The sequence below is a fragment of the Microbacterium sp. NPDC055683 genome (assembly GCF_053617895.1).
The window spans coordinates 1-10,782 of sequence record NZ_JBSHGQ010000067.1; the positions used below are offsets into that span (position 1 = coordinate 1).

General features: G+C 71.2%; 12 protein-coding genes and 1 tRNA gene. 8 read left to right on the forward strand and 5 right to left on the reverse strand.

The window, feature by feature from the left end:
* Positions 1 to 39: 39 nt before the first annotated feature.
* A complete protein-coding gene (gene serC / locus ACWGPF_RS16935; protein WP_452333904.1) occupies positions 40 to 1,149 on the reverse strand; it encodes a phosphoserine transaminase in 1,110 nt (369 codons plus the stop codon).
* Positions 1,150 to 1,222: 73 nt separating this feature from the next.
* Here serC and ACWGPF_RS16940 point away from each other — a divergent pair, with 73 nt between their 5' ends.
* From ACWGPF_RS16940 to ACWGPF_RS16950, 3 genes are all read left to right on the forward strand, one after another.
* Positions 1,223 to 1,915, forward strand: coding sequence for a metal-dependent transcriptional regulator (locus ACWGPF_RS16940; RefSeq protein ID WP_345440746.1), 693 nt, complete (start codon positions 1,223 to 1,225; stop codon positions 1,913 to 1,915).
* A 197-nt stretch (positions 1,916 to 2,112) separates the two neighbouring features.
* Positions 2,113 to 3,006: a M23 family metallopeptidase gene (locus tag ACWGPF_RS16945; protein WP_452333905.1), complete on the forward strand. Its 894-nt coding sequence runs from the start codon at positions 2,113 to 2,115 to the stop codon at positions 3,004 to 3,006.
* Positions 3,007 to 3,378: 372 nt separating this feature from the next.
* Positions 3,379 to 3,876 carry an HNH endonuclease gene (locus tag ACWGPF_RS16950; RefSeq protein WP_345440750.1) on the forward strand — a complete coding sequence of 166 codons (498 nt, stop codon included), beginning with the start codon at positions 3,379 to 3,381 and terminating at the stop codon, positions 3,874 to 3,876.
* Positions 3,877 to 3,884: 8 nt separating this feature from the next.
* Here ACWGPF_RS16950 and ACWGPF_RS16955 read toward each other — a convergent pair.
* The 4 genes from ACWGPF_RS16955 to ACWGPF_RS16970 all read right to left on the reverse strand — a co-directional run bounded on the left by ACWGPF_RS16955 (position 3,885) and on the right by ACWGPF_RS16970 (position 5,712).
* Positions 3,885 to 3,957: transfer RNA gene (locus tag ACWGPF_RS16955), tRNA-Arg, on the reverse strand.
* A 76-nt stretch (positions 3,958 to 4,033) separates the two neighbouring features.
* Entirely contained in the window at positions 4,034 to 4,315 is a 282-nt protein-coding gene (locus ACWGPF_RS16960; protein WP_345440753.1) for a Fe-S cluster assembly protein HesB, read from the reverse strand.
* Positions 4,316 to 4,451: 136 nt separating this feature from the next.
* The gene (locus ACWGPF_RS16965) at positions 4,452 to 4,799 is read right to left on the reverse strand and encodes a histone-like nucleoid-structuring protein Lsr2 (RefSeq protein WP_452333906.1); all 348 of its coding nucleotides are present in this window, start codon (positions 4,797 to 4,799) and stop codon (positions 4,452 to 4,454) included.
* A 52-nt stretch (positions 4,800 to 4,851) separates the two neighbouring features.
* Complete coding sequence (locus ACWGPF_RS16970; RefSeq protein ID WP_452333907.1) at positions 4,852 to 5,712, reverse strand: LuxR C-terminal-related transcriptional regulator; 861 nt, start codon at positions 5,710 to 5,712, stop codon at positions 4,852 to 4,854.
* 131 nt (positions 5,713 to 5,843) lie between these two features.
* Between ACWGPF_RS16970 and ACWGPF_RS16975 the strand changes: the two genes are divergently transcribed.
* From ACWGPF_RS16975 to ACWGPF_RS16995, 5 genes are all read left to right on the forward strand, one after another.
* Positions 5,844 to 6,194 (forward strand): DUF485 domain-containing protein, encoded by a 351-nt coding sequence (locus tag ACWGPF_RS16975; protein WP_452333908.1) that lies wholly within the window; start codon positions 5,844 to 5,846, stop codon positions 6,192 to 6,194.
* Positions 6,191 to 7,768 (forward strand): solute symporter family protein, encoded by a 1,578-nt coding sequence (locus ACWGPF_RS16980; RefSeq protein WP_452333909.1) that lies wholly within the window; start codon positions 6,191 to 6,193, stop codon positions 7,766 to 7,768. Before ACWGPF_RS16975 ends, ACWGPF_RS16980 begins: the two co-directional genes overlap by 4 nt.
* A gap of 200 nt (positions 7,769 to 7,968) precedes the next feature.
* The gene (locus tag ACWGPF_RS16985; RefSeq protein ID WP_452333910.1) at positions 7,969 to 8,709 is read left to right on the forward strand and encodes a DUF5058 family protein; all 741 of its coding nucleotides are present in this window, start codon (positions 7,969 to 7,971) and stop codon (positions 8,707 to 8,709) included.
* A gap of 26 nt (positions 8,710 to 8,735) precedes the next feature.
* Positions 8,736 to 9,485, forward strand: coding sequence for a hypothetical protein (locus tag ACWGPF_RS16990; RefSeq protein WP_452333911.1), 750 nt, complete (start codon positions 8,736 to 8,738; stop codon positions 9,483 to 9,485).
* Positions 9,482 to 10,782: amidohydrolase (locus ACWGPF_RS16995; protein ID WP_452333912.1), on the forward strand; the 1,301-nt coding region annotated here is incomplete at its 3' end. The genes ACWGPF_RS16990 and ACWGPF_RS16995, both read left to right, overlap by 4 nt.

Genomic DNA, 10,782 nt, shown 5'->3' on the forward strand with positions numbered 1-10,782 from the left:
GCCCCGGCCGTCGGCCGGGGCTCTCTGCGTTCGCAGGGGTCAGCTGTGGGCGAGCACGTAGTCGACGGCGCGCGTGAGCTGGCGGACGTCGTCGGGATCGATGGAGACGAAGGTCGCGACGCGGAGCTGGTTGCGTCCGAGCTTGCGGTAGGGCTCCGTGTCGACGACGCCGTTGGCGCGAAGCGTCTTCGCCACCGCGGCGGCGTCGACGGATGCGTCGAAGTCGATCGTCACGACGACGGGCGAGCGGTGCGCGGGGTCCGCGACGAACGGCGTCGCGACATCCGAGGCCTCCGCCCACGTGTAGAGCACCTGCGACGATTCCGCGGTCCGCGCTCCCGCCCAGGCGAGGCCACCGTTGTCGAGGATCCAGCCGAGCTGGCTGTCGAGCAGGTGGAGCGTCGCGACGGCCGGGGTGTTGAGCGTCTGGTTCTTGCGCGAGTTGTCGACGGCGTTCCACAGGCTGAGGAACTCCGGGATGTAGCGGTCGGACGCGTGCAGGCGCTCGATGCGCTCGATCGCGGCCGGCGACATCGCCGCGAACCACAGGCCGCCGTCCGACCCGAGGTTCTTCTGCGGCGCGAAGTAGTAGACGTCGGTCTCCGCGACGTCGAAGTCGATGCCGCCAGCGGCGCTCGTCGCATCGATCACCGTGAGAGCGCCGTCGTCGCCCGTCACGCGGCGGACGGGGGCTGCGACACCCGTGGACGTCTCGTTGTGCGGCCATGCGTACACGTCGACCCCGTCGACGGGAGCGGCCTGCGCGAGCGATCCCGGGTCCGCGGAGCGGACGTCGGGGGCCTCGAGCCACGGTGCCGCCGCCGCCTTGGCGAACTTCCCGCCGAACTCGCCGAACGTGAGGTTCTGGCTGCGGCGTTCGATGAGCCCGAAGGCCGCGGCATCCCAGAAGGCGGTCGAACCGCCGTTTCCGGTGACGATCTCGTAGCCGTCGGGGAGCCGCAGCAGCTGTCCGAGGCGCTCCCGAACGCTGCCGACGAGGTTCTTCACGGGCGCCTGGCGATGCGACGTCCCGAGCAGCTCCGCACCCGCGCCGGCGAGGGCGGCGACCTGCTCCGGGCGCACCTTCGAGGGGCCGCAGCCGAACCGTCCGTCTGCGGGCAGGAGGTCGGCGGGGATCGTGAGGGTCATGAGGTCATCCTACGGCGAGCCGCCTGCGGGCCCCGCCCCGTTAGGATTGCCTCAGGCCGACCCGGAGGATCCGATGACCGACTTGATCGACACCACGGAGATGTACCTCCGCACCATCCTCGACCTCGAGGAAGAGGAGATCATCCCCCTGCGCGCGCGCATCTCGGAGCGCCTCGGCCATTCGGGGCCGACCGTCTCGCAGACCATCGCGCGCATGGAGCGCGACGGGCTCGTCGTCGTCGCCGAGGACCGCCGGCTGCAGCTGACCGAGGACGGGCGCGGCAAGGCCGTCGAGGTGATGCGCAAGCACAGGCTCGCCGAGCGCCTGCTGTCCGACGTCATCGGACTCGACTGGGCGTACGTGCACGACGAGGCCTGCCGGTGGGAGCATGTCATGAGCGAGCAGGTCGAGCGCCGTCTCGTCGAGCTGCTCGGCTATCCGACCGAGTCGCCGTACGGAAACCCCATCCCCGGGCTCGAGCAGCTCGGGGAGGTCCCGGTGGAACGCGTCGAGGAGGGGGTCGTGAGCCTCGTCCGCCGTCTCGACGAGCAGGGCGGTCCGATCTCGGGGACGGTGCGACGTCTCGCCGAGTCGGCGCAGGTCGACCCCGAGCTGCTGCAGCAGCTGCGCGACGCGGGCGTCGTCCCCGGGGCGCAGGGCGACTTCCGCTACAGCGAGGGGTACGTGCTCGTGCAGATCCACGGCGCCGCGGACGCTCTCGAGCTCCCGGTGGAGATCGCGTCGCACATCTTCCTCGTCGCCTGAGAACGTGAGAGCGCTCTCCCGCGGGAGCGTGACTTTTTCGTTATCTTCCGTTACCGTGGTGCGATACCCGCGGCGAAGCTCGCGGGCGCTCCATCGGGAATCGCCTCTCCGGCTCGTCGTCCCGACGGCGTGAGACTGTGCCCCGACCAGTTCTGACGAGCCGGCGCTCCCTGGCGCGAGGCGACGGAGGAGAACACTTGGCCGAGAACGCACCGTCCGCAGGCGCCCCCGACGCCGGCCAGACGTCCGCAGAGACCGCCGTCCACACCATCCGCCCCGCAGCCACGATGGCCCGCGCGGACGTCCGCCGCATGGAGCGCGCCGCCCGACGCGCGGGCCGGACGAAGATCAGGCCGCTCCGCACGGCCGGCACCCTCGCCGCCGTGCTCGCGCTGCTGGCGGGCGTCGCCATCCCCGCGTACGCGGCGACCCAGCCCGAAGCCGAGACGGTGTCGATGCAGGACGCCGCCGAGAGCGAGGCGCAGTCGATCGCGGCCGACGCGTCGATCGAGACCGCGCCGCTCGCCGGCTCGGCGTACTCGGCGACCACGCCGGAGGAGATCGCGACGGCGAAGGCGGAGGCCGCGGCGGCCGCCGCCGCAGCCGAGGCGGCGGAGCGCGCGCGCGAGCAGGCGGAGCAGATCGCCGCCCAGCAGTCGGAGGGCGGCGGCTCGACCCCCGCCGAGGCGCAGACCTACGATCCCCCGGTCGTGACCGACGGCGGGATCTGCCCGCTTCCGGCCGGCACCTACTACGTGAGCCGCTCGGTCGGCTCGGGCCACGAGGGCGCCGACATGGTCGCACCGGCCATGACGCCCATCTACGCCGTGAAGTCCGGCACCGTCATCACCTCCCAGGAGTCGCTCGGCGGCTGGGGCGTCACGGTCGCCATCGATCACGGCGACGGCACCACGACGCTCTACGGGCACATGACGTACGGCACCCGGCAGGTCGAGGTCGGGCAGACGGTGGAGGCCGGAACGATCATCGGGTACGTCGGCTCGACGGGCCGCTCGACGGCGAACCACCTGCACATCGAGTACCGCGTGAACGGGGCCATCGTCGATCCGCTGAGCTATCTGCCGATCTGAGCGGACCCGCTTCGACGAGGGGCCCGGCGCCGACGCGCCGGGCCCCTCGTCGTCGTCCGGTGCCGACGCTCGCCGTGCGTTCACCCCCGGTTCGCCCGCGACACGCCCGGCGTGCGCTAGCCTGACCGTGTCGCCGAGACCGGGCGGGAGGAAGCCGATGGACCGGATACCGCGCATCCGCACCATGGATGCCCTGGGTCGTCATGTCCTCCGGCATCGCGTGCACGGGGGCCGCGGCATCGCTGCGGCCGGAGAAGGGCGCCGTCCTGAAGGACGGTGCCCTTTCTCGTCCCCGGGTGCGTCTCCCGCCCCTCGACGCGGCGCCGGTTCGAATGCCCGGAAGCCGTCCGGGTCGTATCGAAGGGACTGCACATGCGAACTCTCGTGCTGAACGCGGGATACGAGCCTCTCGCCATCGTCTCGTTCAAACGGGCCCTCGTGCTCGTCATGAACGACAAGGCGACCGTCATCGAGCACGTGGAGGGAGAACCCGTGTGGGGGACGAGATCGTCCTACGACCGCCCGGCCGTCATCATCCTGACCCGGTACGTGCGGGTGCCGTCCACGCGCCGCACGCCGGTGACGCGGCGGGGCGTGCTGCGCAGGGACGGGTTCCGGTGCGGGTACTGCGGAGCATCCGCCACGACGATCGACCACGTGCTGCCACGTTCGCGCGGGGGAGCGGACAGCTGGGAGAACCTCGTCGCCTGCTGCCTGACGTGCAACAACGTCAAGAGCGACCGCACGCCGCAGGAGATGGGATGGTCGCTGCGGTTCGCCCTCGGCGCCCCGCGCGGCGGGTCCTGGGCGGTGCGCGGCTCCGAGCGGGGCGACCCGCGGTGGGAGCCCTACCTCGCGCTCGCAGCGTGATGGTGCGGTGCCCCCGACTGGACTCGAACCAGCGACGCACGGTTTAGGAAACCGACGCTCTATCCACTGAGCTACGGGGGCTCGACGACAAGCCTATCGGTCGTCGCGCACGGATCGGCCCCGCCCGGATCACCGGGCGGGGCCGATCCGCGAGGCGTCAGGCCTGGACCGCGAGGGCGAAGCGGACGCCGTCCGGCGTCACCTGCGCGTCTAGGATCTTGTCGTCGAGCTCGGCGGCCGCGTCCGCCGGCAGGAAGACGCGGGCCTCGCCGCTCTCCACGACCGCGTCGGCGGTCTGCGGCTCCGGCGCCAGCGTGAGGGTGTAGCCCTCGGACGATGCGCTCGTGCCGGCGATGCGCAGCCCCGCCGTGGCGGGGTCGGGCGTCTGATCGACGATCGAGCGGACGGCGGTCTGGGCGTTCTCGGTCAATGTGAGCACGGTGCTCTCCTTCCGTCGGGCCAGCCACGATTCCGAGATCCGGCTCCCGATGCAACCCCGGGAACGCGAAACGGCGCCCATTCACACGGGATGCACATGTGCTCCGTGGAACGGGCGCCGTCGTCGAGGCCCCTGGTCAGTGGGCCGCTTCGTACGCCTCGAGGATGGTCGCGGGGATGCGGCCGCGCTCGGAGACGGCGTAGCCGTTCTCCTTGGCCCATGCGCGGATCGGCCCGAAATCGGTGTGCCCCGAGCGGCGTCGCGGCGATCGCCCCGAATTCGACGCGGTCTGCGTCGATCCGACACGGCGCGCGGCCGAGATGTACGTCTCGAGCGCGGCACGCAATTCCGCCGCATTCTCGTTCTTCAGGTCGATCTCGTAGCTCTTGCCGTCGAGCGAGAAGAGAACCGTCTCGCCTTCGCCGGGCTCGAGGAGCGTGTCGTCGAGATCGTCGACGAGCTGGTGGATGATCTTTCGTGCCATGGCATGAATCTATCGCACCGTCGTCGTCATTCGGAAAGGGAATTGCGGTGTTTCACGGAAGAATTCCCCGGCGCCGTGCTTTCGCCACGGCCGCCCATCTCGTCGCGGCGTCGAGTTTCGACATCGCGCTGCCGAGATACGCCTTGACGGTCGCCTCCCGAAGCCCCAGCTGCGCGGCGATTCCGGCATTCGTGGCGCCGAGTCCCGCGCACGCGAGGACGTCGATCTCGCGCGGCGACAGGTGCACGGGGGCGCCGTCGTCCGTCGCGACGTGGGCGGACGCCTCGCCCGCAATGCTCGCCAGGCGCCGTTCGACCTCCTCCAGTCGCGCGCGCAGTGCAGCGTCGTCCACGTCCGCGGCGATGCGGCGGAGCTCGGCGTAGCTCTCCCTGAGCTGCTCCCGCTGGGCGGCGGGGATGGCAGCTGTCGGCGCGGGGGGATCGACCTCGGCGGGCGCCGACCGGAGGGCGCGCAGCTGCGCCGCGAGCGCGTCGGCGACCTGGACGGCCGGCGCCGCCGCGACCCCGCCTACGCTCCAGCGTCCCCACGCGCCCCCGTACAGCACGCCGCGTGCCGTGCCGTCGACGACGACGGGGACGGCGAGCAGGGTGCCGATGCCCTCGCCGAGGATGTACCGGTCGTAGTCGTGCGTGATCTGCTCGGCCGTGCGGTAGTCGCCGGCCATGCGGGGTCTGAGCTCGGCGATCGCCCGTCCGCCGAGACCGCGCTCGGGCTGCACCGCGAGGCCGTCCAGCGCGCGGGTGCGTGCGCCGTGGAACGCCGTCATCGCGACCCGGCCGTCTTCGAGCAGTCCTCCGAACGCGACGGGGAAGCGCGTCCGGCGGGCGAGTTCGGCGACCGCCCCCGCCACGAGGCGCTGCGGGTCGCGGACGGACTCGATCGTCGAGGTCACTCCGGATACCTACTTTCGGGGGTGACGACCGCTGCGTCGTCTTCCGTAGCGTCGAAGATATCACCCGGCCTCCGGCCGGATCCGGCGTCGCGACGATGCGCCGCCGACCTCATCTGCGGCAAGGAGGCCCTATGAGCGAACCATTCCGAGACGGCGCGCCCGCGACGTCGATCGACTACGTCGCGGTGGAGGAGTCCCCGCGATTCCAGACGCTCAAGCGCACGCAGCGGAGTTTCGTCTTCCCGCTCGCCGTGTTCTTCCTGCTCTGGTACTTCCTGTACGTCGTGCTGGCCGGATTCTTCCCGGATCTCATGGGTCAACGCGTCGGCGGGCACATCACGGTCGGCCTCCTTCTCGGGCTCGGCCAGTTCGTCACGACATTCGCGATCACGATGGGATATGTCGCCTTCGCGAACCGTCGTCTCGACCCCCTTTCGGCGGAGATCCGGGCTGATCTCGAGAAGCAGGAGCCGATCGCGTGAACGACAGCAACCCGATTCTCAACATCGGCGTCTTCGGCGCGTTCGTCGCCGTCACGCTGTTCATCGTCATCCGGGCGTCGCGCAACAACAGATCAGCGGCCGATTTCTATGCGGGCGGCCGGTCTTTCAGCGGGCCGCAGAACGGATTCGCGATCGCGGGCGACTACCTCTCCGCGGCATCCTTCCTCGGCATCGTCGGGGCGATCGCCCTCAACGGCTACGACGGCTTCCTCTATTCCATCGGCTTCCTCGTCGCCTGGCTCGTCGCCCTCCTGCTCGTCGCCGAGCTCATGCGCAACACGGGCAAGTTCACGATGGCCGACGTGCTCTCCTTCCGACTGCGCCAGCGCCCCGTCCGGATGGCCGCTGCGCTCACGACCCTCGCCGTGTGCTTCTTCTACCTGCTGGCGCAGATGGCGGGAGCCGGAGGGCTCGTGTCGCTCCTCTTGGGGGTCACGGACGAACTGGGGCAGTCGGTCGTCATCGCCGTCGTCGGCGTCCTCATGGTCGTCTACGTGCTCATCGGCGGGATGAAGGGGACGACGTGGGTGCAGATCGTCAAGGCTTTCCTCCTCATCGGCGGGGCCATCGCGATGGCGATCTGGGTGCTCGCGCAGCACGGGTTCGACTTCGACGGGCTGCTGGGCGCCGCCGTCGCGAACTCCGCGGCGGGGGAGGCCATCCTCGCGCCCGGGCTGCAGTACGGCGCCAAGCCGCTCGACTTCCTCTCGCTCGGCATGGCGCTCGTGCTCGGCACGGCGGGTCTCCCGCATGTGCTCATGCGCTTCTACACCGTGCCGACGGCGAAGGAGGCGCGACGGTCTGTCGTGTGGGCGATCTGGCTGATCGGGCTGTTCTATCTGCTCACCCTCGTGCTGGGGTACGGCGCGGGAGCGCTCGTCGGCGCCGAGACGATCGCGGCCGCGCCGGGTGGTGTGAACTCCGCCGCCCCGCTTCTCGCTCAGGCGCTCGGCGGCCCCGTGCTGATGGGCTTCATCTCGGCCGTCGCGTTCGCGACCATCCTCGCGGTCGTCGCGGGCCTCACCATCACGGCCGCGACGTCGTTCGCGCACGACATCTACGCGAACGTCATCAAGCGGGGCAAGGTCGAGGGCGACGGCGAGGTGCGGGTGGCGCGGATCACCGTGCTCGTGATCGGCGCGCTCGCCATCGTCGGAGGGATCGGCGTGCAGGGGCAGAACGTCGCCTTCCTCGTAGCGCTCGCCTTCGCGGTCGCCGCGTCGGCGAACCTGCCCACCATCCTGTACTCGCTGTTCTGGCGGGGGTTCACGACGCGGGGCGCCGTGTGGAGCATGTACGGCGGGCTCGCCACGGCGCTCGTGCTCATCGTGCTCTCGCCCGTCTTCTCGGGGACGGAGACGAGCGTCTTCCCCTCGGTCGACTTCGCCGTCTGGCCGCTGAGCAACCCGGGCATCGTCTCGATCCCGGTCGGCTTCCTGCTCGGATGGATCGGCTCGCTCACGAGCACACGGACCGAGGACAGGCGGCTCGCCGCCGAGATGGAGGTGCGCTCGCTCACGGGCTACGGAGCGGAGAAGGCCGTCGACCACTGACGGCGTCGCACGCGCCCCGCGGACCGGCTCCGCGGGGCGCGTGCGCGTGCGAGGGGCGCGCCCGGCGACAGAATCTTGACACGCCCGAAACATGCTGGGAATGAGGATTCTGGACCCTGGAAGGGCACAGGATGCAAACTACGGAACCATGAGCATCCGACTGCGTCACTTTGCGTCAATCGACCCGCAGGAGCCTGCCCATGAGAGTCATCGCCGTAGACCCGACTTCGACCGATATCGGCGCCATCGCGCTCGGCCCCGTGCTGTGGGCGTGCGCCGCCGGTGTCTTCCTCGTCATCATCGTGCAGTCGGCCGTGTACCTGCGGGCCATCCGCCGCGCCGCGCACTCGGCCGAGCTCACGCACGCGCAGGTGAGCTCGGCCGTGCGCACGGGCGCCGTCGCCGCGATCGGCCCGTCGCTCGCCGTCGCCCTCGTCGCGATCTCCCTGCTGCCGCTGTTCGGCACGCCTGCCGTGCTCACACGGATCGGGCTGGTCGGATCCGCCGCGTTCGACGTCGCCGCGGCCGGCATCGCAGCGGGCACGCAGGGCGCCGAGCTCGGCGGCGTCGGATACACCCAGAAGGTGTTCGCCATCGGCTTCGCCGCGATGACGATCGGCGGGCTCGTGTGGATGCTGACGACCCTCGTCCTCACGCCGATCCTCTCGCGCGGAGACGTCACGCTGCGCCGCGTCAACCCGGCGATCATGACCGTCGTCCCTGGCGCAGCGCTGCTCGGCGCGTTCGTGACCCTGACGCTGCAGGAGACGCTCAAGTCGCCCGTGCACGTCATCACCCTGCTGACATCGGCAGCCGTCATGGGCCTGTGCCTGCTCCTCGCGCACGTCCTGCGCCGGCCGTGGCTGCGCGAGTGGGGCCTGGGCATCTCGATCGCCGTCGCGCTCGCCGCCGCCTTCGCGGCGTCGGGACCCCTGGCCTGAACCGGACCGGAAGACAAGGAATCCTCATGACCTCGACGCACACCCGCGCGGACGGACTCCGCGCCTTCGACCGGACGACGGCGGTGTGGGGCCCCGTCACGATGGGCCTCGGCCTGCTGATCTCGCTCTTCGCCGCCCTCTACGTCGTCTTCTGGTCGGGCCTGGGGATCCAGGGCGCCGAGCTGTGGACGGCCGTCGGCGCCGTGCTCGCCACCTTCGCGATCGTCGCCGTGATCGAGCCGATCTCGTACTACCCGATCCTCGGGCGCTCGGCGATGTACCAGGCGTTCATGATCGGCAACATCAGCAACAAGCTGCTCCCCGCGGCGATCGTCGCGCAGGCCAACCTGGGCGAGAAGCCGGGCACCCGCCGAGCCGAGCTCATCGCGGGGTCCGCCATCATCGGTGCCGTGCTCGTCCACATCGTCACGCTCATCGCCCTCGTCGGAGCGCTCGGCACGTGGCTCGTCTCCATCCTGCCGACCGAGCTCATCGCCGTCGCCCGGCTCTACATCCTGCCGGCGATCTTCGGAGCCGTGCTGCTGCAGGTGATCGTCTCGATGAAGGCGGTCCGCACGACCGTCATCGCCGCCGTCGTGGCGTGCCTCGTCGTGTACGTGCTCGTCCCGGCGGTTCCGGCGACGACGTACTTCGGCACGGCGATCGCCGTCGTCGTCACGATCGTCCTCGCCTGGGTGCTGCGCGACCGGACGGGCGCGGGCGGCGCGACCAGCGCGGGCGGCACGGCCAGCGCGGACGAGGACGCGGCCCGATGACCGCGGCGGAGGTCGCCCTGCTCCCGGGTCTGTCCGTGAGCGAGGAGCTCGTCGCCGAGCAGCTCGCGCTGTACCGGCATCTGCACGCCCATCCCGAGCTGTCGTCGCAGGAGCACGCGACCGCAGCCCTCATCGAGGAGCGCCTCGCGGAGCTCGGGATCGCCTCCTTCCGCTCCGGCGGCACGGGTGTCGTCGGGGTGCTCTCGAACGGCGAGGGGCCGGTCATCGCGTTCCGCGCCGACACCGACGGCCTGCCCATCGCGGAGGAGACGGGCCTGCCCTACGCGAGCACGGACACCGGCGTGCTGTCGAACGGCGACACGGTGCCCGTCATGCACGGCTGCGGACACGACACGCACATCGCCGCGCTGCTCGGCGTGGCGCGCGTGCTGGTCGAGCGCCCCGCGATCTGGCGGGGCACCCTCGTCCTCCTCTTCCAGCCGGCGGAGGAGACGGCGGCGGGCGCGAAGGCGATGATCGCGGACGACCTGTGGGAGCGCGCCCCGCGCCCCGAGCTCGTGCTGGCGCAGCACGTCATGCCGGCGCCCGCGGGCACCGTGATGCTGCGCTCGGGGGCGATGGCGAGTCTCGCCGACTCGTGGCGCATCACGGTGCACGGCGAGCAGGCGCACGGATCGCAGCCCGAGCGGTCGATCGATCCCATCGTGCTCGCGGCCTCGATCGTGATGCGGCTGCAGACGATCGTCTCGCGCGAGCTCGCGCCCTCGACTCCGGCCGTCGTCACGGTCGGCACGTTCCATGCCGGGTTGAAGGAGAACATCATCCCCGACCGCGCGGAGTTCACGGTCAACGTCCGTACCCCCGACGAGGACGTGCGCGCCGTCGTGCTCGCCGCCATCCGCCGCATCGTGTCCGCCGAGGCCGCGGCCTCCCGTGCGCCGGAGCCCGACATCGAGGAGCTGAACTCCTTCCCCCGCCTCGTCAACGACGCCGCGCACACCGAGCGGCTGACGCGCGTCTTCGCGGCGGCGCTGGGCGAGGAGTCCGTCTCGGTCGCCCCGCTCGGGATGGGATCGGAGGACGCCGGCTGGCTCGCCGACGCGATCGGCGTGCCCGGCGTCTTCTGGGGCTTCGGCGCGTTCGACGCCGAGCTCTTCGCCGACGGCGCCGTGCCGGCGGGCAACCACTCGCCCTTCTTCGCCCCCGACGATCGCTCGGCTGTCGTCACGGGGCTGTCGGCCGCGCTCGCCGCCGTGCTCGCCGCCGTCCGCGCGGGCGGGCGCAGGGCGGGTGCGGAGGCGCCGGCGGGGCGCGCGGCGCGGCCGGACGCTAGCGC